This is a genomic window from Streptomyces sp. NPDC041784 (genome assembly GCF_055591025.1).
Genome location: NZ_JBVJAB010000006.1, coordinates 258,574 through 281,779, shown reverse-complemented (window position 1 = coordinate 281,779; position 23,206 = coordinate 258,574). Strand labels below are relative to the sequence as shown.

The following is a 23,206-nucleotide window of genomic DNA, read 5'->3' as shown; positions in this document are numbered from 1 at the left end:
TTCTAAGGCATTTGACCACTAACGACCTTGCAGAAACGTGCCTGTCAACGCGTGCATATGCGTCCGCCCTACCCCACCGGATGAGCCCTACTATCGGCTCGCCATGACAGCAGCAGGGAAGCACCAGGTGAGCCGCGCGGAAACCTCACGCCGAGGCAACCGGCCGGGCCGGGCGGGCATCAGGGACGTGGCCGCCGCCGCCGGGGTCTCCATCACGACCGTCTCCGACGCCCTCAACGGCAAGGGCAGGCTCCCCGACGCCACCCGACGCCATGTCCGCGAGGTCGCCGACCGACTCGGCTACCGCCCCTCGGCGGCAGCCCGAACCCTCCGTACCGGCAAGTCAGGACTCATCGGCCTGACCGTGACGACGTACGGGGATGAACCTTTCACCTTCACCGAGTTCGCCTACTTCGCGGAGATGGCGCGCGCCGCGACCTCGGCCGCGCTCGCCCGCGGCTACGCGCTCGTCATCCTCCCCGCGACCTCGCGCCACGACGTGTGGTCGAACGTCGCCCTGGACGGCACGGTCGTCATCGACCCGTCCGACCAGGATCCGGTGGTCAGCGAGCTCGTGCGCCAGGGTTTACCGGTCGTCTCCGACGGCCGCCCGGCCGGCGCGCTGCCGGTCACCGCATGGGTCGACAACGACCACGAGGCCGCCGTCCTCGACATCCTCGACCACCTGGCCGCCGCCGGCGCCCGCCGGATCGGGCTGCTGACGGGGACCACGACGGACACGTACACGCATCTGTCGACCACGGCCTATCTGCGCTGGTGCGAGCGGGTCGGGCAGGATCCGGTGTACGAGGCGTACCCGGCGCACGACCCCTGCGCGGGGGCGGTCGCCGCGGACCGACTGCTCGCCCGCCCGGACCGCCCCGACGCGGTCTACGGGCTCTTCGACCCCAACGGCACCGATCTGCTCGCCGCCGCCCGCCGCTACGGGCTGCGGGTACCGGAGGATCTGCTGCTGGTGTGCTGCAGCGAGTCCACGGTGTACGCGAACACCGAGCCGCCCATCACCACGCTCTCCCTGAAGCCGCGCCGCATCGGCACCGCGGTGGTCCAGCTCCTCATCGACGCGATCGAGGGCGTGGAATCGGACCAGCCCGTCGAACAGGTGATACCGACCGAATTGATCGTCCGTACCTCTTCTCAGCGACGTCCGCCGCGGACGACTGTCAGTCCGCCTCGGGCGCCTGAGAAGGGGTAGGGCGGGGGTTCGGGGGCTTGGGGGCGCGTTCCGGGGGTGGCTTTGGACCGCGTTCCGGGGGGTGGCTTGGGGCGCGGGGGCTCGTGTCGGGTGAGCGCTGGTGTCGTTGGGCCGCCGGGGCTGGGCGGGGTGTCGGGGCTGGGCGGAGTGTCGGGTGCGGCCGCTTGGGTCGGCCCGCCGGGCCGGGTGGCCGCCTGGGGCGGGGGCCGGGGCCCTCGGGCCCCTGGCCCCAGGGCCCCGAGGCAGGCGGCGGGCGGTGGGCGGCCTTGAGGCAGGCAGCAGGGAGCCCTGAGGCGGGTGGCCTCTGAGGGCCGTCCGAGGGCCGGGGCGTTCGGGCAGGGAGTGGAAGTCCCCGTCCTCAGTCGGCGCCCCGTCGCCGTCGCCGTCCCCGTCGGCGCCCCGTCCCATCCCCGTCTCCGGGGCAAGCCCTCACCCTCCGCGACGCCCGCCGCACCCCCGGGCGCGGTCCCACGTCACCCTCCGCCCCGGCCGCGCGGCACCCAGGTGTCGTAGGCGTCGGTCACACGGCCGCTGCCGAAGCCCGGCCCAATCGGGGCGAAAGCCGCGATGAACTGGAGCCTTGCTCCGATTCACCACCCCTGGGTCATCACACGGCACGATCCGCATTCCTATGATGGGCCCACGGCACCACGAGCTGCTGCGACCAGGCAGCCCGAAGGGTGCAGATGCGGCGCGATGGTGGAGGGGTCTGATGACTCAGGGGGCCGGTCAGGGACCCGAAGTGGAGCGGACGGCGACGTTGCGCGACTTCCGGGTGCCCGCGTACGTCCACGAGACCGGTCCGTACGACCACAGCACGCATCCCGGCAACGCCGCGCCGCCCCTCGACGACGCGCTGGAACCCCCGGACGGCTACACGCCCACCCAGCGCGACCTGCCCGTCATCAACCGGGGCGACACCCTCCAGGTGACCGTCGAGCCCGCGCCCGTCCAGGCCCCGGCGCCCGCGACCGGCCCCGGCCCGCTGTTCGTCGTCGGCGACGTGCACGGCTACCTCGACGAGCTGCTCGCCGCGCTCCAGGAGAAGGGCCTGATCGACACGGCCGGCCACTGGTGCGCCGGAACGGCCCGGCTCTGGTTCCTCGGCGACTTCACCGACCGCGGTCCGGACGGCATCGGCGTCATCGACCTCGTGATGCGGCTGTCCGCCGAGGCCGCCGCGGCCGGCGGTTACTGCAAGGCGCTCATGGGCAACCACGAGCTGCTCCTGCTCGGCGCCAAGCGCTTCGGCGACACCCCCGTCAACTCCGGCGCGGGCACCGCCACCTTCCAGGCGGCCTGGCTGCTCAACGGCGGCCAGAAGTACGACATGGACCGCCTCCAGGATCACCACCTCCAGTGGATGGCCCGCCTCGACGCCGTCGAGGAGGTCGACGGTCATCTGCTCGTCCACTCCGACACCACCGCCTACCTCGACTACGGCGACTCGATCGAGGCGGTCAACGACACCGTCCGCGAGACGATCACGCGCAACGACGCGGACGAGGTGTGGGACCTGTTCCGCAAGTTCACCAAACGCTTCTCCTTCCGGGACGAAGGGGGAGCCGACGCCGTCCGTTCCCTGCTCGATACGTACGGCGGCACCCGCATCGTTCACGGCCACAGCCCGATTCCCTACCTGCTGGGCGAGGTCGGCTCCGAGGACAGCGAGAACAACGGCGACCCGCTGGTCGAGGGACCGCACGTCTACGCCGACGGACTGGCCATCGCCATGGACGGCGGAGTGACGATGGCCGGAAAACTGCTGGTCCAGCAACTACCCCTGGACAACTGAGCGTTCCGTCGGCCTATCCGGGCGTTGCCGGGGCAGACGTACCCCGGCATCGGACCGGTCGAGGACATCGCAGGCCAGGGGCCAATTTCGGCAAACCCCCTGTCACCTCATGCCGTCGCCGCTCTACCATCGGACTATCCGTAGCAGGCTCCCCTCCGTTTCTGCCCGACGGCTCGTTGGCATGCGAGCCCCAAGCCCTACGGAGCATCGGGGGATGCACATGAACAGCGTTCCGCAGCACCTGCTCAGCGAGGACCGCCAAGAGTACGAGCGGCTCCTCGACGAGGCGCTGCGCTCCGCACCACACCACCCGGAACTGGCCGCCGTCGGACAGCGGCTCAACACCGAACAGCTGCGCACCATGGCGCTCAACGCCTCCGCACTCATCACGGCGGCCGCGGCGACCGAGTACCAGCACTACGTCAAGGTCCGCGAGGAACTGCGCCACCCGGCGCCGTCCACCCCGTCGTCCTCCCACGAGTCCGGCTCCTCTGAGCCGGCCTCGGGAGCGATGGGGCTCGCCACCACCATGGGGGACGCCGCCCAGGCCGCCGAGGCCGCCGGCGCGGGCGCCGTCGCGATCGCCGCCGTCCTCACCCCCGTTCTCGCCGGAACCGCCGCGGTGATCTTCCTGCTCGTCGGGTACCTCCTCAAGGCGGTCGCACCCGAGCAGACGGCCGCCCAGGCCATGCTCAACGTCGGATGGGCGTTCGGGGCCGTGGCCGCGGCCGCGATCCTCGTCGCCACCGTCGGACTGCTGCTCACCGCCCTGCGCAACCAGCCCTCCCTGGAGGCCGGACCGTACGGGGAACTGAGCGAGGAGGTCGCCCGGGCCAAGGAGACCTGGCGGGAAGCCCTGCTGGAACGCGGAATCCTGCCGTTCCTCCGCGAGGCCCTCGCCAACCCCGGCACGGCGGCCGCCCTGCACCCCGACCCGGCTCCACCGGCCCCCACCGGCCGCCTGCCGAAGATCGGCTACGACCGTCCGGGCTTCACCAGCCCGGACGACGGCCCGGCGGCCGGCACCCGCCCGAGCTTCAGCAGCCCGGACTACACCAGCCCGGACTTCGGCGGCCCGGAGCACCAGCCGGAATAGGCCCTCGGCTTGCGCCCCCGGACACCCCCGGACGCGGGGAGCGCAAGCCGATCGCCTGGCGGCCGGAGCCGCGCCCCGCCGGGCCCGGTGGTGGGTGCTTGCCGCGCCGCCGCTCGGGGTGACCGCCACTGGGCCACTCCGTGCTGCGTGCCGCGCCACCCTCAGAGCAGGGTCAGCTCCGGCAGGTAGTCCGTCTGGACCACGACGCAGACCGGTGTGCCGGCCTGTGAGCGGCCCAGCCAAACGGGATACGTGCCGTCCCCGCCGGTGGGGAAGGTCACCAGGTCGCCGCGCGTGGTCTCGTCGCCAGCACGTATGTGCCCGTCGGCGATGAGCTCGGCTCCGCCCTGACCGCCGTCCGCGTAATGGCTCACGACGCGCGCGGCGAGCGCTTCCCAGCCCGAGGCGTCCGCGAAGGAGCCCATGGCGCTGTCGGTGTCGAAGCCGAAGATCTCCTCGTCCCGCAGCAGCCGCACGTCGTCCCCCATGGCGAGTGCCAACTCCCAGGAGGCGACGGGCTCGTCGCTCACCAGGAGGCGGAGGGCGATCGCCTCCTCCACGGCGCAGTGCTCACCCATGAACTCGTACTCGTAGGCGACGACGGCCGCCTGCAGGGGATAGGTCCCCGGAGTGAAGCGCTCCGCCAGCTCGCGGCCGGCGCCGTGCCCCTTGTACAGGGGATCCGCGACGACCAGCCTGCCGCTGGGCAGCCTCAGGGTCGCGATCTGCTGCACCTCACCGACCGTCATCTCCGGCTGGAAGCTGGTCCTGAGACGCCTCCCCGGAGTGAACTGCTCCTCCAGGAGCCTCGGCCGGGCCGGGCGCGGCGGAAGCCACGGCGCCCGTGCCGCGTCGGCCTCGCCCTCCGCACCAGGCGCCTCCTGGTGACGCAGGGGTCCACTCTCCCCGTCGGCAAAGAACAGCCCACCGACGCCCCGTGCGCCGAACCGGTCCTTGCCGCACCACCGCTCGGCCTCGGGAAGATCCGCCAGGGTGCGGTACGAGCCGCCGCCCTTCCGCTCGGTCACCTTGCGCCCCTTCCCGTCAGGAAAGAGGTCCTGGTAGGTGTGGGTGACCTCGCGAGCGCACTCCGCCTCCTCCGGGGAGTCGTACTCCCACTTCCCGAGGTGGCGCAGGAACAGCCGCTCCGGTTCGAGCAGCCGCCAGTCCGCCTCCCGTGTACGGCGCCCCTGCTCGTCGTACGCCCACACCCCCACGTGGGACGCGGCCCAGGCCACCAGGTGCACCTCGACCGGCTCGGTCCGGTCCGCCACCCGATGGACCGTCACATACGGCTCCCCCGCGCCGTCCCGGGCCTGCGCCTCCGCGTGGGAGAGGGGCTCCAGCGGGGTGCGGGAAGCCAGGTCCCAGCCCACCGCGTACGACACCCGCACCCGCCGCTCCTTGCCGTCCCCCGTCATGCCTGCCCCCCCGTGTTGATCGCCGGCAGATTCAGCAGATTCAAACGTAGCCGCTGCCACTGACAACGCCCTCGTCGCCGACGTTCGCGCAGGTCAGAGGATTCCCGCATGGGTGGCGGCGGTGATCCAGGACGGGAACTCGGACAGCAGGCGGTCGTAGAGCTCCTGGTCCGGGACGCTCCTGATGTCATCGACCGCGAAGAAGCCCACGTTGTCGACGCGGCGGCCGGGCAACTGGTCGAACCGTTCCAGAACGCCGTACTGGGAACGGCCGAGCCCGACGAACTGCCAGAAGATCGGCTCCTCGACCGCCGCACGCAGCTCGCGCTCGATCGCCGCGTCGCGGTAGACCCCGCCGTCGGAGAAGAACAGCACCAGGGTCGGAACGGGCACGGGTGTCTCCCGCACATACGCTCTGACCTCGGCGATCGCCTTCTGCTCCTCGTTCTGGATGCCGACCGCCCGCATGTCGACCTGCCCGGGTTCCAGCCCCTTCCTCGGCTTCTTGTTGCGCCGGAACAGGCTGATCTCGCCCACGCGCACATGCAGGCGCAGCCACTCGGGCAGTTCGCCCAGGCGGAGGTCCGGGAGGCGTGCGGCGTTGCTGGCGAACGTCCAGGCCTGCATCTCCCCGTCGTCGTCGAGCTGCGCCGCCACCGCCGCCATGCGCTCCACGACGTCCGCCACCACCCCGCCGGAGTACAGGAACGACATCGATCCCGAGGCGTCCAGGACGAGGATGACCCGCGCGGTGATCCCCGCCGCGCCGCGCTTGCTCAGGCTGACGGCGACCTGCTCCTTGCGCAGCGACAGCCGCCTTCGCATGTCCACCGGGAGCCGCTCCTCACCCTTGGTGAGCCGGGGCCCGGAGGACGGGGCGGCCGGTGGAATGTGTGGGGCTGTCGGCGGCACGGGGGGTGGGGACAGTACGGGCGGTGCGGGCGGTACGGGGGTGGGCGGCGGCACGTGGGTGGGCGGGGGCGTGGCCATGGGAAACGGAGTGGCCGACGCCGCCGTCTCCGCCGTACCCGGGGTACCGGCCGGCTCCTCGTCGACGGTGATCCCGAAGTCGGTGGCCAGCCCCGCGAGCCCGGACGCGTACCCCTGGCCGACCGCACGGAACTTCCAGCGCCCCGCGCGCAGATACAGTTCGCCGCCGATGAACGCCGTCTCCGTGTCGGCCAGCATCTCGAAGCGGGCCAGTTCGGTCTGGCTGCCCGCGTCGAGGAGTCTCAGCATCAGACCGGCAACCTGACCGAAGGTGCCGCCGTCGGCCGAAGCACCGAGCACCACGCGCGCGATGCCGCTCTCCAGCGCGCCCAGGTCCACTTGGACCGTGTCGGTCATGACACCCCCGGCGGCCTGTTTGCCGAGGTGGGTCACGGCGCCGGACGTGTGGCGCGGCTGGTTGTAGAAGACGAAGTCCCCGTCGTCCCGCACCCGGCCGGCCTCGGTCAGCAGCAGCGCCGACGCGTCGACGTCCGGTCCACCGCCCCTCTCGGACCAGCTGAGTTCCGCGCGGACCACGCCCGCGTCGACCGGCAGATTGGCGCCCTTGCTCATGGATTGCGCTGTCATGGAGCCAGTCTGCCGACCCGACGGCCGTGGGCAACCTTCTCGCCCGAGGTCCTTGAGGACGACGCCCCGCGCGGTGCGAGAACGACGGCTGTGCTCACCCGGGCTCACCGCCACGGGCGAGCACAGCCCCACCCGCGTCAGTCGGCGCTCGGCAGACAGACCCGGTTGCCCGCCGCCGCGAACTCCTTGGACTTCTGCGCCATTCCCTCCTCGACCTCGGCCCGGGTGCCGCCGTGTTCCCGGCGGATGTCCTGGGAGATTTTCATCGAGGACAGCATCAAGCCTGAAGCAGCGCATAGAGCCGACCGAGCCGCCGACTACAGGTCGGGCAGCCGTTCACCCGCTGTGGGAGACCGTCCCTCCTCCAGCCAGTAGAGGTAGATCCGCAAGTCGGCCGCCATGCGTCCGGACAGGTAGGACTCATAGTCACGAACGGCGTTGGCCACGCCTTGCTGCGGCCAGTCGACGGCTTCCCAGTCCTGGGTGGACAGGTACTGCGTGATCCGGCTGCGGTCGCGCCACCATTCCCGAACCGCACCGGGTGTCCACCGCGAGTCGCCGTCGCAGCCGTACCCGAGGAAGGGATCGCAGTCGGCCGCTTCGACCAGCCGAGCTGTTTCTGCCCTCGTCCGCGGCTGACGGTAGACGTACTCGGTCAAGTACTCGCCGCCGTACAGGATGTGGTGGGGAGCGGAGAGCCGGCCGGTACGGCACGTGTCGGTCTCGCCACCGTAGAAGGGCCCCGGAACCTTCAGCCAGAGCCGGTCCTCCCAACGACCTCGGAAAGCCTCACGGTCCCTGCCGAGTCGCGCGACGGGGTCGTAGTACAGCGTCACCGGTCAAGCATAGAAAACCTGTTCGGCAACGCCATCATGCGGACGCCCGACGCGCTGCTCCGTGAAGGCCCTTCCGCCTCCCGGAGCAGCGCGGTCCGTACCCGCTGTCAGTCAGCCAGCGGCAGGTAGACCCTGTTTCCGCTGGCCGCGAACTCCTTCGACTTCTGGAGCATCCCCTCGGCGACCTCCTCAGGGGACGCCCCCTCGGCCGCCGCACCGCCGAACCGCTCTGTGATGCTTTGGCTAATCTTCATCGAGCAGAACTTCGGGCCGCACATCGAGCAGAAGTGGGCCGTCTTGGCCGGTTCCGCGGGGAGGGTCTCGTCGTGGAACTCGCGGGCCGTGTCCGGGTCGAGGGCGAGGTTGAACTGGTCTTCCCAGCGGAACTCGAAGCGGGCGTCGGACAGCGCGTCGTCCCATTCCTGCGCACCGGGGTGGCCCTTGGCGAGGTCGGCCGCGTGGGCGGCGATCTTGTAGGTGATGACGCCGGTCTTGACGTCGTCACGGTTGGGCAGGCCCAGGTGCTCCTTGGGCGTGACGTAGCAGAGCATGGCCGTGCCCCACCAGGCGATCATCGCGGCACCGATGCCGGAGGTGATGTGGTCGTACGCCGGCGCGACGTCCGTCGTCAGTGGGCCGAGGGTATAGAACGGAGCTTCATCGCAGATCTCCTGCTGAAGGTCGATGTTCTCCTTGATCTTGTGCATCGGGACATGGCCCGGGCCCTCGATCATGGTCTGTACGTTGAAACGCTTGGCGATCGTGTTGAGTTCCCCGAGCGTGCGCAACTCCGCGAACTGCGCCTCGTCGTTGGCGTCCGCGATCGACCCCGGCCGGAGGCCGTCGCCCAGCGAGTACGTGACGTCGTAGGCGGCGAGGATCTCGCAGAGTTCCTCGAAGTTGTCGTACAGGAACGACTCCTTGTGGTGCGCGAGGCACCAGGCCGCCATGATCGAGCCGCCGCGCGAGACGATGCCGGTCTTGCGGTTGGCGGTGAGCGGTACGTACGCGAGGCGGACGCCCGCGTGGACCGTCATGTAGTCCACGCCCTGCTCGGCCTGCTCGATGACCGTGTCCTTGTAGATCTCCCAGGTCAGCTCCTCGGCCCTGCCGTCGACCTTCTCCAGCGCCTGGTAGAGCGGCACAGTGCCGATGGGAACGGGGGAGTTGCGCAGCACCCACTCGCGGGTGGTGTGGATGTTGCGGCCGGTGGACAGGTCCATGACCGTGTCGGCGCCCCAGCGGGTCGCCCAGGTCATCTTCTCGACCTCCTCCTCGATGGAGGACGTCACCGCCGAGTTGCCGATGTTGGCGTTGACCTTCACCAGGAACCTCTTGCCGATGATCATCGGCTCGATCTCCGGGTGGTTGACGTTGGCGGGCAGCACCGCACGCCCCGCCGCGATCTCCTCGCGGACGACCTCGGGGGAAACGTTCTCCCTGATGGCCACGAACTCCATCTCGGGCGTGATCTCCCCACGGCGCGCATACGCGAGCTGGGTGACCGCGTTGCCGTCCCGGCCCCGGCGGGGCAGCCGCGGCCGCCCCGGGAACACGGCGTCGAGGTTGCGCAGTCCGCCACGCGGCGAGGTGTGCTTGATGCCGTCGTCCTCGGGGCGGACGGGACGGCCCGCGTACTCCTCGGTGTCACCGCGGGAGATGATCCAGTTCTCCCGCAGCGGCGCCAGGCCCCTGCGGACGTCCGTATCGACGAGCGGATCGGTGTACGGCCCGGATGTGTCGTACAGGGTGACCGACTGCCCGTTCGTGAGATGCACCTGACGGACCGGCACGCGAAGATCGGGGCGAGCGCCCTCGACGTATCCCTTGTGCCAGCCGATGGACTTCCCGGCCTTTTCGCTGGTCACGTCGGCCGCGTTGCCGCTGGCCGCGTTCTGCGTGAAGGCAGGCGTGCGTACGTCCTTGTTGGTCATGAGACCTACTCCCTACGCCGGCATTACCCGGTAACAGGTTCGGCGGTCGACGCAGCGGCTACCGTCTGCCGATGTTTCATGTGAAACATCACTCAGCAAAGTGACGTTCCACGTGAAACATCGCGAAGACGGAGGTCAGCGCCCTCTCAGCCCGGTGCTCCGAGCTCCCGCGTGTTCAAAGGTGGCACCACGCTAGCGTCAATTCGGGCGCGGTGAACAGAGGGCCCCTGTCGTTCTTGCGATGATCGGTCGGTGACCACGACACCCCAGCCCCCGTACCCACCCGAGCCGCCCCGCAGGCCCGGCGCCGACGGCGGCCCCGGCACCGGCCCTGGCAACGGTCCCGGCCGTGGCCCTGGAGACGACCGCGACTTCGCCGGTGGGCACGAGCCTGGTCGTGCGCACGACCCCGGGCCGGGAACGGGAGCTCAGCGGCCTGTCCCCGCGCATCAGAGGCCCGATCTTGGCGGCCAGGGGCACCGTCCTGATGGTCAGGGGCAGGGCCGCAACGGTCATGGCCAGGGCCCCAGCGGTCAGGGGCATGACTCCGGCGGTCAGGTACGTGGGCCCGGCGGCCAAGGCCGCGGTCCCGGAGGGCAGCCGGGGCAGGGAGCGGGCCAAAGGCCTGGTGGAGGGCCTGGCGGCGGGCAAAGCGGAGGGCCTGGACGCGTGCCTGGCCAAGGACCCGGCGGGGGACCCGGCGGAGGGCCTGGGCAAGGACAGGGACCCGGGAACGGGAACGGCTATTCATACGGCCGACCGGGCCCCGGCGACCCCTACGGGCGGGAGTTCGATCACGGGCGCGGGCATGGGCCTGGGCCCGGATCTGGACCTCGGCCCGGGCCTGAGCACGGGCTTGGGCTCGGGCGGGAACAGGGACACAACAGACCCGAGCACGAACACGGGCACGGGCACGCGCACGAGCACGGGCACGAGCACGGACCCGAATACGGGCAGAACCTCGGTGACGGGCCCGGCGGCGTTCCAGGCGGCGGATCTGGTGACGGCCTCGACAACGGCCACGACGGTGGGCACAGTCACGGCCCCAGCAACGGCCATGGGCACGGCTCCAGCGGTGGGCACGGATCCGACGGTGGGCACGGATCCGGAGGCGGTCACGGGCACTCCCACTCCCACAGCCACGGCCCCGCCGCCCCCGTCTCCAAGCACCTGCGCAAAGTCATCGGGGCGATCCTCATCCCCTTCGCCGCGGCGGTACTGGTCGGGCTCGTGGTGCTGTGGCCGAGCGGTGCGCCGGCGCACGAGCGCACCGGTGTCGGCTTCGACCGGCAGACCCAGCACGCAACCGTCACCAAGGTCGTGAGCGTGAGCTGCTCGTCGGTGAACGCCTCAGGCGGTACGCCCACCGGCGACACCTCCACCGCGGAGGGCTCCTCGGCGGTGCAGCAGGCGAACGGTACGTGCAAGAAGGCCACGATCCGCGTGGACACCGGCGATGACAAGGGCCGTACGTTCACCGAGATCGTCCAGCCGGACCAGTCACGGCAGCTGGACGAGGGCGAGAAGGTCGTGGTCGCCTACGAGCCTTCGGCGCCGAAGGACCTCCAGTACTCGGTGACCGACGTGAACCGTCGGGTACCGATGGCGGTGCTCGCCATCATCTTCGCGGTCGCCGTCGTGGTCGTCGGGCGGCTGCGGGGTGTGATGGCCCTGATCGCACTGGCCATCAGCTTCCTCATCCTGAACTTCTTCATCCTGCCCGCGATCCTGCAAGGATCGAACCCGCTGGTCGTGGCGGTGGTGGGATCGAGCGCGATCATGTTGATCGCCCTCTATCTGTGTCATGGTCCATCGGCCCGTACATCCGTCGCCGTGCTCGGCACGCTCATCTCGCTGACGCTGATCGGCATCCTCGGCTCGTTCTTCATCGACTGGGCGGGGCTCACCGGCAACACGGACGACAACACCGGCCTGATCCACGGCCTGTACCCCTCGATCGACATGAGCGGTCTGCTCCTCGCCGGCATCATCATCGGCTCGCTCGGCGTCCTCGACGACGTGACGGTCACCCAGACCTCGGCGGTCTGGGAGCTGCACGAGGCCAACCCGTCGATGGGCTGGCGCGGGCTGTACCGGGCGGGCATCCGCATCGGCCGCGACCACATCGCGTCCGTGGTCAACACGCTCGTCCTCGCCTACGCCGGCGCCGCGTTGCCGCTGCTGCTGCTGTTCTCGATCGCGCAGAGCAGCGTCGGCACGGTCGCCAACAGCGAGCTGGTGGCGGAGGAGATCGTGCGCACGCTGGTGGGCTCGATCGGCCTGGTGGCGTCGGTACCGGTCACCACGGCCCTCGCGGCCCTCGTGGTCGCGGCCGACCGGTCGAAGGCCAAAGAGGCAAACCTGGCCGTTCCGGAGACGGCCGCCCCGGCGGCCGGCACGGCTCCGGCCGCCCAGCCCCGGACCGGCAGGGGCAGGCGCCGCAAGCGGTGAGGCGCCCGGGCGCACGAGAATCGGCAACCCGGCCCCTCGGGCGCCCCCGCCTCACCCAGTCTCCGCACCTCACTCAGGCCCGACGCCCCCTCACCGCGCCCATCCCGCCCCGCCCCACCCGCATCTCACTCCACTCCATCCCAACCCACCCAGCAGAAGCGTTCCTGCACAACCCCACCCCACGACGAAGCGTTACTGCACAGCCCCCCTCGCCGCCATCACTTCAGCCGGCGCTCTGCTCCTCCGCCAGGATCCGGTCCAACGCCTCGTCCAGATGCGCGTCGAAGTCGGCGAGCGCACCCTCCTGGCCCAAGGGAACCAGCTTGTCCGTGCGGTCGAGGAAGGCCACCAGCGGAGCCGCCGAGGAGCGGAACAACGCCTGGTCGCCCCCGACCTGAAGCCGGATCAGCACCTCGCCCAGCACATCGGGATCGACCGGCGAGACCCGCACATCCCCCTCACCGCACGCCCTGCCCACCCCGTCGATGAGCAGCTCACGGCCGAACGCCCAGGTCACCGGAGCGTCACCGGGAAGGTGGAAGGTCAGCCGTACGGCATAGGGATCGCGCGCCTTGTAGCTCAGCTCCACCGGGATGCGGAACGAGAGCTCCTCGGACACGAGGAAGTTCATCATGACCTCTGCCTGTACCGCCTGTACGGACTCGCGCATCGCCCTACCCCGTCATCTGCCGTCATATGCCATCGAATGGCCGGGAATCGACCCCTGACACTGCGGGTATCTTGCTGAACGTACACAACAGATCACAAGGAGTGAGTTTTCAGATACTGATAGAGATCGCGATTGACCCCAGCTTCCGTCCCATCTCGCTCTGGAGCTGCCGGGCCGCGGGCAGCAGCCGGTCGGCTTCCCGGGCGGGCAGGGAGATGGCCATCGTCGCCGCCGTGGCGCCCACGGTGATCGGGATCGCGGCGCACACCGTGCCCAACGCGTACTCCTGTCGCTCGACGACCGGTTCCATCCGCCGCGTCCGCTCCAGCCGTCGCAACAGGCTGTGATCATCACGCACCGTGTACGGCGTGATCGACTGCACGGGGTAGCGGTCCAAGTGGTCGCGGCGGGCCTGTTCGTCCAGTTGGGAGAGCAGGCACTGGCCGACGGCGTGGGCATGGCCTGTCTCACGGAAGTCGGCCCATTCCTCGACCGCCGGATTGCCCGGGGTGTCGGAGACGCACATGATCTCGATCTCGCCGTCCCGGTACCGGGCGTAGTACACGGGGACACCGATCGAATCGCGCCAGTGGGCGAGAGTGTCGGCGATCGTGCTGCGACGTTTCTGCGCCGCCCCGCTGCTTCCCAGCCGCTCGGCCGCCTCACCGAGGAAGAAAAGCCCCTTGTCACGGCGCAGATAGCCCTCGTACACAAGGGTGCGCAGCAGGTGGTAGGCGGTGGGCAGGGCGAGACCGGTCTCCCGCGCCAGTTGCTTGGCCGGGGCGCCGCCCTCGTGCTCGGCGACGGACTCCAGCAGGCGCATGGCGCGCTGGACGGAGCCGATGAGGGTGGCCGCGGGGTGTGGCTGTTCGGGAACTGTCGTGCGGGGTGGGCGCTGGAGCGGGGGTGTCGCGGAGCGGGGCCGGGTGGGGGGTGGCTGCGGTGCCACTGATGCGATGTCAACCATGGCCAAGGGTCACTCCCGAAGGCGCGAGGGGGCTGCCCGTGCGGGGAACACGGGAGGCGGCGTACGCCGCTCGCGGGGGTCATCGCCCCCGCGTCGAACTCCGGACTTTAACCGCCTGCCACCGCTTGCAGTCGGGCTGTGCCGGAAACTTCCCCCGGCCGAGGGAACCGGTGATTCCTGTTACCGCTCACCGGTTTCCGGCACCGCTCACCAGTCTCCGCGCGAGGAGGAACTCGATGTGAACTTCCGTACGACGTAGATCAGTCCGCCGACCAGAGCCACGAAGATCAGCAGCTTGAACAGCAGCCCGATCACGAAGCCGACAACGCTGGCTATCAGGCCGCCGAACACGACGATGGCGATGACCGGCACCGCCACCCACTTCACCCACCACGGCAGTCCCGCGAAGATCTCTCGCATCGCCCTCGTCCTTTTCCGTCCGGTGTCCGGCACCCTGGCGGGCCGGATCCTTTTGATGTCCTGCCGTCGATGCTAGATCCGCGAGGGGGGCCGGCGGGGGCCTCGCGCCCCTTGTCCTCCCCTGAACGATCCCCTAGGGAATCCGGGGCTCCGGTGTCACGCCTCGGGCGGAGAGAACACCACCATGACCCTCAGGTCCTCGCTGATGTGATGGAACTTGTGGGCGACGCCGGCCGGGACGTACACCACGCTGCCGCGCGCCACTTCGGTGGTCTCCATCCCGACCGTGAGGGAGGCCCGCCCGCTCACCACGAAGTACACCTCGTCCTGGTTGTGCGGATTCTGTGGATCACGTTCGCCTGCATCGAGCGCGTACAGCCCGACCGACATGTTCCGTTCCCGCAGAAATTGCAGATAGGCGCCGTCGTTGGCGGCTCGCTCCGCCTCCAGTTCGTCCAGCCGGAATGCCTTCATCGCGTTGGTCCGCCCTCGCCCGGTGCTCGTTGCCGATCTCTCTGCCACGATCAGACACATGAAGAATTTCGTAGTCAAGACGATCGCCAACGCGGGTGCCCTGGCGGTCGCCGTATGGGTGCTGTCCGGCATCACCTTGTCCGGTGACAACACGGCCAAGGAGTTCGGCACGCTCATAGTCGTCGCCCTGCTCTTCGGCCTGGTGAACTTCCTGGTCAAGCCGATCGTGAAGGTGCTGACCTTTCCGCTGTTCATCCTCACGCTCGGCCTGATCACGCTGGTGGTCAACGCCCTGATGCTGTTGCTGACCTCGTGGCTGGCCGATGTGTTCGACGTGAGCTTCCACGTCGACGGGTTCTGGACCGCTGTCGTCGGCGGCCTGATCATCTCCGTCGTGTCCTGGGCACTCAACGTCGTCCTGCCGGACGGAGACTGAGCCCACGATGACCTACCGCGTCTGCTTCGTCTGCACGGGCAACATCTGCCGCTCGCCGATGGCCGAGTCGGTCTTCCGCGCGCGCGTGGAGGACGCCGGACTGGACTCGGCCTTCGAGGTCGACAGCGCCGGCACGGGCGACTGGCACGCGGGCGAGAACGCCGACCCCCGCGCCCTCTCCGTCCTCGAGGAGCACGGCTACGCCCTCGACCACGCGGCCCGCGTGTTCGAGCCCTCCTGGTTCGCCCGCCTGGACCTTGTGATCGCCCTCGACACGGGCCACCTCAAGGCTCTGCGCAGCCTCGCGCCCACCGGGGAGGACGCCGCGAAGGTGCGGCTGCTGCGGTCCTACGACCCGAGCGCGGGCGACGACCTCGACGTACCCGACCCCTACTACGGGGGCCGGGACGGCTTCGAGGAGTGCCTGGAGATGGTGGAGCGGGCCGCCACGGGGCTGCTCGTCGCGGTGCGCCAGGACCTGGAAGGACGGACGACATGACCGGATCCACCGCGGGCGGCCGGGGCGCACGGCCGCCCGAGAACACCGGCGACGGCACGCGCGTGGTGCGCGCCGGGCTGCCCGAGCCGGTCAAGTACGAGCCGACCCTCCCGGGGCCGGTGTTCGCCGCGCACTTCCACCTGCCGGGCGAGCCCACGGGCCCGTACACCTACGGTCGCGACGAGAACCCGACCTGGACCCTCCTTGAGCGCGCCCTCGGCGAGTTGGAGGCCCCCGGGCAGGACGGCGTCGAGACGCTCGCCTTCGCCTCCGGCATGGCCGCGATCTCGTCGGTGCTCTTCTCCCAGCTGCGCTCCGGAGACTCCGTCGTGCTGCCCAGCGACGGCTACCAGGTCTTCCCCCTGGTCCGCGCGCAACTGGAGGCGTACGGCATCCAGGTGCGCACCGCGCCGACCGCCGGCGACGCCCAGCTGGACGTCCTCGACGGCGCCCGGCTGCTGTGGATCGAGTCGCCGTCGAACCCGGGTCTCGACGTGTGCGACATCCGGCGGCTCGTCGAGGCGGCACACGCGCGTGGCGCCCTCGTGGCCGTCGACAACACGCTCGCCACGCCGCTGGGACAGCGTCCGCTGGAACTCGGCGCCGACTTCTCGGTGGCGAGCGGCACCAAACAGCTCACGGGCCACGGCGACGTCCTCCTCGGCTATGTCACCGGGCGGGCCGGTGAGGCCATGACCGCCGTACGGCGCTGGCGCAAGATCGTCGGGGCGATCCCGGGTCCGATGGAAGCCTGGCTGGCGCACCGGTCGATCGCCACCCTGCACCTGCGCGTCGAGCGGCAGAGCGCCGGCGCGCTGGCCGTCGCCGAGGCGCTGCGTGCCAGGCCCGAGGTGAGCGGGCTGCGGTATCCGGGGCTGCCCGACGACCCCTCGCACCCGATCGCCTCGCGGCAGATGCGGCGCTATGGGTGCGTGGTCTCCTTCACGCTGCCCACGCGCGCGCGTGCCGAGCGTTTTCTCGAGGAGCTGCGGCTCGTGGACGACGCCACGAGCTTCGGCGGGGTGCGCTCCACGGCCGAGCGGCGCGGGCGCTGGGGCGGCGACGCGGTACCGGAGGGCTTCATCCGGCTGTCGGTCGGGGCCGAGGATCCGGAGGATCTGGTGGCGGATGTGCTGCGTGCGCTGGAGGAGTCGGCGCGGTGACCGGTTTACGGAGGCCCGGGCGGTGTCCCTCTACGTACAACGGACGGTCCGAGCCTCCCCCCTCGTGGCTCGGACCGCCCTCGGTTCCGCGCGCGAAGAACCGCGCGACCAAGGCTAGTTGACTCTGTGTCAGTGTCCAATCACAGTAGCGACAGAGACCTATCGACATATTTATAGTTGGGCCTGCCTCGGAGCCGGAAGAAGGGCAGGGAAGGGGGACGCTCCATGGATCTGGCCTTGCTCCGCACGTTCGTGACCGTGCACCGGGCCGGCTCCTTCACCCGCGCCGCCGCCCTGCTGGGTCTGTCCCAGCCGGCCGTCACCTCCCAGATCCGCACCCTCGAACGTCAGCTGGGCCGCCCGCTCTTCCTGCGCCAGGCCCGCGGGGTGACACCCACGACCATCGGCGACGAACTCGCCCACAAGGCCGCTCCGCACCTCGACGCCCTGGTGGAGATCGCCGAGACCGGTCTCGACGACGACTCCTCGCTACGGACCCTGCACCTCGCCGGTCCCCCCGAGTTCACCGCCGAACGGGCCCTCCCCGCCCTCACCGAGCTGTCCGGCGACGACGGCCAGGGTCTGACCCTGCGCGCCTCCTTCGGGACCGCCGAGGAGGTCCTGGAGGGCCTGGCGGCCGGGCACCACGACCTGGCCATCAGCACCGCCCGGCCACGTGGCGCGCTGCTCACCGCCACCCCACTGTGCGACGAGGAGCACGTCCTGGTCGCCGCGCCGCAGTGGGCCGAGCGGATCGACGCCGGGAAACTGCGCCGCACGGGTGCCTCGGCGCTGGAGAACCTCCCGGTCGTGGAGGTGCACGAGTCACTGCCCCTGGTCTCCCGCTACTGGGCCTCCGTCTTCGACTCCCGCCCCGCCGCCTCGGGCACGGTCGTCGTTCCCGATCTGCGCGCGGTCCTCGCCTGTGCGATCGCCGGCGCCGGGCTGGCGGTCCTGCCCCGCTATCTCTGCGCCGCCGCGCTGGAGCGCGGCGAGGTCGTCGCCCCGCACGAGCCCGCGGTACCGCCGTTGCGGACGTATGTCCTGGTGGTGCGTACCGGCACGCTGGCGATGCCGCATGTCGCGCGGGCCCACGAGTGGCTTCTGGAGGCCGCCGCAGAGTGGTGCTGAGCGGGGCGGTCACGAACGGTCGAAAGGCGGGGGCGGGGCGGCACTTGGGGGAGATCACGGAACAGGTTCGGCCGGTGACGTTTCGCGATGTTTCACGTGGAACCAACCGGGCCACATTTCTCCCATGACCGTCCGACCCGTGGTCAAGCGCACCGCCCGTGCCGTTCTGCTGGACGGCGACGACCTGATCCTGATCAAGCGCACCAAGCCTGGTGTGGATCCGTACTGGCTCACGCCCGGCGGCGGGGTCGAACCCGATGACGCCACTGTCGTCGACGCCCTGCACCGCGAAGTCCACGAGGAACTCGGCGCCAAGGTCACCGATGTGGTGCCCTGCTTCGTCGACACCGTCGAGCACATCGGCGAGGACGCCGCCACGACCGGTGTGAAGGTGCAGCACTTCTTCGTCTGCCGTCTGGAGTCCATGGACCCGGGCCTGCGGCACGGCCCCGAGATCGACGAGCCCGACGGCGAGTACGAGATCGTCCGCGTGCCGTTCACCCGCGTCGGGATCGCCTCCGTCCACCTCGTACCGCTCTCGCTGCGGCACTATCTGGACGGCAATATCGAGGGTGTTCGTGCCATGCATGCGCCCGACCTGGGGTGAGACCGGGCTCTTCGGGGCGCCGGTCAGCTTCCGGCGGCGACGAGTTCCTCGACCGAGTCATGGCGTATGCGCTCCACCGGGATGCCCACGCCGCGCAGCGCGCTCACTCCGCTGCGGATCATGCCGGGCGGCCCGGACACATACGCGTCGTACTCGACCCAGGGTCCGAAGGTCCGTATGGCGTCGGGCAGCTGGAGCAGGCCGTGGCGGTCGACCACCGGGTGGACGTCCAGCCACGGGTGAGTCTGCTGGAGCCTGAGCATCGTGTCGATGTCGTACAGGTCGTGGTCGCTCCGAGCACCGTAGAAGACCTCGACCGGGCGGCGCGTGCCGTGCTCGGCGACATCTTCGACCAGGGCCTTGATGGGGGCTATGCCCGTGCCGCCCCCGACGCAGAGCAGTCCGCTGTCGCGGGTGTGGTCGACGGTCATCGAGCCGGCGGGCGGACCGAGCCGGACGACGTCACCGGGCCGGGCGCGGTGCACCAGGGCGTTGGACACCCAGCCCGCGGGGATCGCCTTCACGTGGAACGTGAGCAGGCCGTCGGAGCGGGGCGCCGAGGCGAAGGAGTAGTGGCGCCAGATCCGCGGCCACCACGGTGTCTCGAGGCTCGTGTACTGCCCGGCGAGGAAGGGGTAGGGCTGGTCGGGGCGGACGGTGAGGACCGCGACGTCCGGCGTCCGGAGGGTGTGCGAGACGACCTCCGCGTGCCACCAGGCCGGTGCGCGCAGCTCGTCCGCGGCCGCCGCGTCGATCATCACCTGGGAGATCGTCGTGTACGTCCGCACCCAGGCCGCCTCCGTCTCGGCGTCCCAGACGGCGCCGGCGTACTTGCTCAGCGCGCCGATCAGGCACTCGCCGACGGCCGGATAGTGCTCGGCCCGGGTGCCGTACTTGCGGTGCCCCCGGCCGAGGTTCTGGAGGTAGTCGACGAGCACCGGGGTGTTGTCGATGTGCTCGGCGGCGGTGAGCAGGGCCTTGAGCAGCCGGTCCCGCTGGGCGTCCATCGCCGGAGGGAAGAGCGGGCGCAGGCCCGGGTGGCGGACGAAGAGCAGCGCGTAGAAGTACGACGTGACCTTGTCGGCGACGGCGGCCACCTCGGACATGGTCCGCCGGATGAGGACGGCGTCCGGAGAGGCGGGCTGAGCGGGGGCGGAGCGCTGGGCGGGGACCAGGGGGTCGTCGGCCGGGGGCTGCTGCGGGAACTTCGGCGGCTCGGCGGGAGCGGGGCGCGGTGCGGGAAGGGGCGTCTCACCGGGCGCGGGCCGGTACGTCGTCCCGGTGTCCGGGGCGGTGCCCGGCCGGGTATGGAGGGGCGCCTGGGCCTGGACGGGTATTCGGGCGTCGGTGGGGGCCGACTGCTGAGCGGCGGCGGGTGACCGCTGCCAGTCGGGTGTCCGGGCCTCGGCAGAGGCCGACTGCTGAGCGAATGTCCGGGTCTCGGTGGAGAAGCGTGGCTCGGTGGGGCCCAGGGGCTCGGCGCGCGTGTGAGGCTGCCCGAGCGGCGGTCCGGCCGCTGCCGGCGGTGTGGAGGGGCTCGGCGGACTCTGCGAGCCAGAGAGGCCGGACGGGTTGAACGGGCCGGCCGAGTTGAACGGGCTCGGCAGGCTCGGCGGGCTGGATGGTCCCGGCTGAGTTCGTGGCGCCGAGTCCGCGGAGTCCGTGGCAGCGCTCTGCTGCGCCTGCCCCTCGGGATCGGGGGCGCTCCGGCCCACCGGGCGCAGTGCGGCGAGACGGCGGCCGTCCGAAGCCCCTTGCTCGCTCCCGGCCGTCGGTTCGGGTTGCTTGCGCGGCCTGAACCATCCGTCCCCGCCGCCGGACGCGCCGTTGTCGGCCGAGTTGGTGGTCGGAGCGTCCATGGTCTGCCTCGCCTCGAACATCTTTCGGTCGGTCTGCGCACTTCCTGGATCGGAAGGTGCCTGCTTCCCCCGCAGACGGCTTGCTTTTCCGTACGGTTCCGCGACCGGGACCGCCGCAGTCCATCCGGTTCTCGGCTCCGCACGAACACATGAGGCGAGAGTGCGGCAGGGGCCGCGGCCTCTCACCGCAGCATCCCATCCTGTTCGGACGCCCCGGCCGTACAACCGGAAATGCGGGTCTTCGATCTCTCCGTCCCGTTAGGCTGCATTGCCCTTTTCTCAGCCCTCAGAGGAGGTGTGCACCGCGTCCGGCGCACCTCGTTCCGTAAGCGAACCGGAGTCGACCATACCGGCCGCCGCTGCGCACACAAGTCCCCCCTTCCCGCCATGGAACCCGGCCGGGGGGCGAACCACCGGTTCCCCTCAATTACCGGGCGTGCCGCACCAATTCATAGGCATCCCACAAATCCTTCCCCGCATATGAATGAGTGGCGAGGCCGGTCAGATGCCGGTCCGCGTTGACCGCGACCGACACCGATACGGTCGCGAACAGGTCCTTGTCGGAGAGTGAATCGCCGTATGCGACGCAGTCGTCCCGCGTCACCCCGAACTCCCCGCACAGCCGGTCGGCGATCACCACCTTCGCCTGCGCGCTGAGTACACCGGCCGGGTCCACAGGCTCGGTGAACGGAAGTGCGGGAAAGCGGGATCCATAGGCCGCGTGCGCACCCCAACCCACGAGCTTCTCCACGAAGAAGGACGGCGAGAGCGACACGACGGCGCAGTACTCCCCCCGGCTTCTGATCTCGGCCCAGACCTCGCGAATACGTGCCAGCCAGGGCGCCGCTTCGAACGCCGCCGCCACATGTTCCTCGGTGAGCCGCGTCCAGAGCGCGTGCACCTGGGTCGCGTACTCCGGCGGTCCGATCCGCCCCGCGGAGATCGCCTGCTCCAGCGCCACCGTCTCGGCCACCAGACCGAGTTGGCGGGAGATCTCCAGCGGCGCGGACGTTCCGTGCAGCAGTGTGCCGTCGAGGTCGAAGAGATGGAGTCTCGCCATGGGCCGAGGCTAACGGGCGGTCCTGTCAATGCTCTGACGGAGGCTCCGCGTAGGGTGCCGTTCGCCGATGTTTCACGTGAAACAGGCATCGCCGTCGGCTCGCTGTGCCGTGGTCCACGACATGGCCAAAAGCACGTACGTGTCGGGGGAAACGGGTGGACGCCGGGGCCGCCGGTCGGACAGCCTGACCTGCGTGCCGACTCCTTCCCCCAGCGCTCTGCCCATCCGCCGCCTGACGCACCGCGACCTCACCGCCTGCGCCGACTTGTCCGAGGATCGGGGGTGGCCACGCGAGGAGCACAAGTGGGGCCTCCTGCTCTCGGCCGGGAAGGGATACGGCATCGACGACCCCGACGGAGGCCTGGTCACCGCCTGCGTCGTCACCGAGTACGGCCCGTACGGCAGCCCCGCTCTCGGAGCGATCGGCATGGTGCTGGTCGCCGAACGGCACGCCCGGCAGGGCATCGGCCGCAGGCTGATGCAGCACGTCGTCGCCGGGATGGGCACCACCCCGCTGACCCTGCACGCGACACCGAACGGCCGTCCCCTGTACGAGGAGCTGGGCTTCAAGACGACGGGCCGGGCGGAGATGGTACGAGGGCGCTTCCTCCCCGGTGAACCACCGTCGAAGATTGCCACCCGGGCGGCGACGGCCGAGGATCTCCTCACGATCCTCCGGCTCGACGAGGAGGTGTTCGGCGCCGATCGCACCCACGTGATCACCCGGCTGCCCGCCTTCGCCGACCAGTTGCGGGTCGCCGAGGACAACGGCCGGATCATCGGCTACGCGGCCGCCTGGCCCAACATGGACACGCAGGTCGTGGGCCCGCTGATCGCCCGGGACACGGAGACCGCGAAGGCCCTGCTGGCCTCACTCGCCGAACACACCGACCGGCCCCTGCGGACCGACATCGACGTACGCCACGAGGAACTGCTGGCGTGGGTGAAGGCACGGGGCCTGGAGTCCGTCGCCTTCAACACCGTCATGACCTACGGAGTCGCCGAGCTGCCCGGCGACTGGAACCGGCGCTTCGCCCCGCTGACGGTGGCGGCCGGCTGAAACCGCGCGGAGCGGATACGACGACGCCGGTCCCCTCGATCCGTGGGAACCGGCGTCCTCGATCCGTGGGGACTCGGCGTCTTCCTGAGTGGTCTCAGGCGAACGTCTCCAGGGCCGCCGTGGCGAAGGCGTGGTCCTGCTCCGGGGCGCCGCCCCCGATCCCGAGGGCGCCGATCAGACGGCCGTCGCGGTGGACCGGAACTCCGCCCGCGATGAACAGCAGCGGCCGGTCGAGCGCGGTGGGCAGGGTGTGAAACAGCCCGCCGGGCTGTACGGCGTCGACGAGGTCGGCGGTGGGGGCGTTCAACTGGAGCGCCGTGTAGGCCTTGCGCGTGCTCGTCTCACCGGAGATCAGCACGGCCCGGTCGTCCCGGCGGAAGGCCAGCAGATGACCGCCCGCGTCCAGAACGGTGACGCTGACCGTGACCCCGGCGGCCTCGGCGGCACGGTGTGCGGCGCCGACGAGGGCCTCGGCATCCTGGATGGTCAGGGGCGCGACAGCGGTGGTGGTGCTCATGAGGGATTTCTCCTTG

The 23,206-nt window shown here is 70.4% G+C and carries 21 protein-coding genes and 1 pseudogene; 10 read left to right on the top strand and 12 right to left on the bottom strand.

The genetic code is table 11. The features are described from left to right. The first annotated feature begins 103 nt into the window (after positions 1-103). The 3 genes from ACZ6D7_RS15725 to ACZ6D7_RS15715 all read left to right on the top strand — a co-directional run bounded on the left by ACZ6D7_RS15725 (position 104) and on the right by ACZ6D7_RS15715 (position 4,107). The gene (locus tag ACZ6D7_RS15725; RefSeq protein ID WP_469490281.1) at positions 104-1,216 is read left to right on the top strand and encodes a LacI family DNA-binding transcriptional regulator; all 1,113 of its coding nucleotides are present in this window, start codon (positions 104-106) and stop codon (positions 1,214-1,216) included. Positions 1,217-1,928: 712 nt separating this feature from the next. After that, positions 1,929-3,011 carry a metallophosphoesterase gene (locus ACZ6D7_RS15720; RefSeq protein WP_469490277.1) on the top strand — a complete coding sequence of 361 codons (1,083 nt, stop codon included), beginning with the start codon at positions 1,929-1,931 and terminating at the stop codon, positions 3,009-3,011. 214 nt (positions 3,012-3,225) lie between these two features. Further along, positions 3,226-4,107: a hypothetical protein gene (locus ACZ6D7_RS15715; RefSeq protein WP_469490274.1), complete on the top strand. Its 882-nt coding sequence runs from the start codon at positions 3,226-3,228 to the stop codon at positions 4,105-4,107. Between the two features lie 161 nt (positions 4,108-4,268). Here ACZ6D7_RS15715 and ACZ6D7_RS15710 read toward each other — a convergent pair whose 3' ends face one another. From ACZ6D7_RS15710 to thiC, 5 genes and pseudogenes are all read right to left on the bottom strand, one after another. Continuing rightward, the gene (locus tag ACZ6D7_RS15710; protein ID WP_469490272.1) at positions 4,269-5,528 is read right to left on the bottom strand and encodes a DUF4241 domain-containing protein; all 1,260 of its coding nucleotides are present in this window, start codon (positions 5,526-5,528) and stop codon (positions 4,269-4,271) included. 93 nt (positions 5,529-5,621) lie between these two features. Then, positions 5,622-7,106 (bottom strand): VWA domain-containing protein, encoded by a 1,485-nt coding sequence (locus tag ACZ6D7_RS15705; protein ID WP_469490269.1) that lies wholly within the window; start codon positions 7,104-7,106, stop codon positions 5,622-5,624. 137 nt (positions 7,107-7,243) lie between these two features. Next, positions 7,244-7,381 (bottom strand): annotated as a pseudogene (locus tag ACZ6D7_RS15700) (thiamine biosynthesis protein ThiC); the annotation flags it as partial. 42 nt (positions 7,382-7,423) lie between these two features. Further along, positions 7,424-7,942 (bottom strand): ferredoxin family protein, encoded by a 519-nt coding sequence (locus ACZ6D7_RS15695; protein ID WP_469490265.1) that lies wholly within the window; start codon positions 7,940-7,942, stop codon positions 7,424-7,426. A 107-nt stretch (positions 7,943-8,049) separates the two neighbouring features. Further along, positions 8,050-9,876 carry a phosphomethylpyrimidine synthase ThiC gene (thiC, locus tag ACZ6D7_RS15690; RefSeq protein WP_469490260.1) on the bottom strand — a complete coding sequence of 609 codons (1,827 nt, stop codon included), beginning with the start codon at positions 9,874-9,876 and terminating at the stop codon, positions 8,050-8,052. Between the two features lie 669 nt (positions 9,877-10,545). On the opposite strand from thiC, the gene ACZ6D7_RS15685 reads away from it, so the two are divergent. Continuing rightward, positions 10,546-12,327, top strand: a complete 1,782-nt coding sequence (locus ACZ6D7_RS15685; RefSeq protein ID WP_469490257.1) for a YibE/F family protein — start codon at positions 10,546-10,548, stop codon at positions 12,325-12,327. Between the two features lie 223 nt (positions 12,328-12,550). Here ACZ6D7_RS15685 and ACZ6D7_RS15680 read toward each other — a convergent pair whose 3' ends face one another. From ACZ6D7_RS15680 to ACZ6D7_RS15665, 4 genes are all read right to left on the bottom strand, one after another. After that, positions 12,551-12,997 (bottom strand): SsgA family sporulation/cell division regulator, encoded by a 447-nt coding sequence (locus tag ACZ6D7_RS15680; protein ID WP_469490252.1) that lies wholly within the window; start codon positions 12,995-12,997, stop codon positions 12,551-12,553. 109 nt (positions 12,998-13,106) lie between these two features. Then, the gene (locus ACZ6D7_RS15675; protein ID WP_469490250.1) at positions 13,107-13,964 is read right to left on the bottom strand and encodes an IclR family transcriptional regulator; all 858 of its coding nucleotides are present in this window, start codon (positions 13,962-13,964) and stop codon (positions 13,107-13,109) included. A 207-nt stretch (positions 13,965-14,171) separates the two neighbouring features. After that, positions 14,172-14,384 (bottom strand): DUF5326 family protein, encoded by a 213-nt coding sequence (locus tag ACZ6D7_RS15670; protein WP_469490247.1) that lies wholly within the window; start codon positions 14,382-14,384, stop codon positions 14,172-14,174. Between the two features lie 156 nt (positions 14,385-14,540). Next, on the bottom strand, positions 14,541-14,858 hold the full coding sequence (locus ACZ6D7_RS15665; protein WP_189712966.1) for a cupin domain-containing protein: 318 nt from the start codon (positions 14,856-14,858) through the stop codon (positions 14,541-14,543). A 58-nt stretch (positions 14,859-14,916) separates the two neighbouring features. Between ACZ6D7_RS15665 and ACZ6D7_RS15660 the strand changes: the two genes are divergently transcribed. The 5 genes from ACZ6D7_RS15660 to ACZ6D7_RS15640 all read left to right on the top strand — a co-directional run bounded on the left by ACZ6D7_RS15660 (position 14,917) and on the right by ACZ6D7_RS15640 (position 18,694). Continuing rightward, complete coding sequence (locus ACZ6D7_RS15660; RefSeq protein WP_469490243.1) at positions 14,917-15,294, top strand: phage holin family protein; 378 nt, start codon at positions 14,917-14,919, stop codon at positions 15,292-15,294. Positions 15,295-15,301: 7 nt separating this feature from the next. Beyond that, the gene (locus tag ACZ6D7_RS15655) at positions 15,302-15,793 is read left to right on the top strand and encodes a low molecular weight protein-tyrosine-phosphatase (RefSeq protein ID WP_469490240.1); all 492 of its coding nucleotides are present in this window, start codon (positions 15,302-15,304) and stop codon (positions 15,791-15,793) included. Continuing rightward, positions 15,790-16,956 (top strand): cystathionine gamma-lyase, encoded by a 1,167-nt coding sequence (locus tag ACZ6D7_RS15650; RefSeq protein ID WP_469490237.1) that lies wholly within the window; start codon positions 15,790-15,792, stop codon positions 16,954-16,956. Before ACZ6D7_RS15655 ends, ACZ6D7_RS15650 begins: the two co-directional genes overlap by 4 nt. 225 nt (positions 16,957-17,181) lie before the next feature. Beyond that, positions 17,182-18,087, top strand: a complete 906-nt coding sequence (locus ACZ6D7_RS15645; protein ID WP_469490234.1) for a LysR family transcriptional regulator — start codon at positions 17,182-17,184, stop codon at positions 18,085-18,087. Positions 18,088-18,211: 124 nt separating this feature from the next. Then, positions 18,212-18,694, top strand: coding sequence for an NUDIX domain-containing protein (locus ACZ6D7_RS15640; RefSeq protein WP_469490230.1), 483 nt, complete (start codon positions 18,212-18,214; stop codon positions 18,692-18,694). Between the two features lie 23 nt (positions 18,695-18,717). On the opposite strand, the gene ACZ6D7_RS15635 is transcribed toward ACZ6D7_RS15640, so the two are convergent. Next, positions 18,718-20,553, bottom strand: coding sequence for a globin domain-containing protein (locus tag ACZ6D7_RS15635; protein WP_469490226.1), 1,836 nt, complete (start codon positions 20,551-20,553; stop codon positions 18,718-18,720). A gap of 427 nt (positions 20,554-20,980) precedes the next feature. Continuing rightward, positions 20,981-21,613, bottom strand: a complete 633-nt coding sequence (locus tag ACZ6D7_RS15630; protein WP_469490223.1) for an HAD family hydrolase — start codon at positions 21,611-21,613, stop codon at positions 20,981-20,983. A 193-nt stretch (positions 21,614-21,806) separates the two neighbouring features. On the opposite strand from ACZ6D7_RS15630, the gene ACZ6D7_RS15625 reads away from it, so the two are divergent. Next, positions 21,807-22,673: a GNAT family N-acetyltransferase gene (locus ACZ6D7_RS15625; protein ID WP_469490221.1), complete on the top strand. Its 867-nt coding sequence runs from the start codon at positions 21,807-21,809 to the stop codon at positions 22,671-22,673. Between the two features lie 94 nt (positions 22,674-22,767). On the opposite strand, the gene ACZ6D7_RS15620 is transcribed toward ACZ6D7_RS15625, so the two are convergent. Further along, positions 22,768-23,190, bottom strand: a complete 423-nt coding sequence (locus ACZ6D7_RS15620; protein ID WP_469490218.1) for a GlcG/HbpS family heme-binding protein — start codon at positions 23,188-23,190, stop codon at positions 22,768-22,770. Positions 23,191-23,206: the final 16 nt, after the last annotated feature.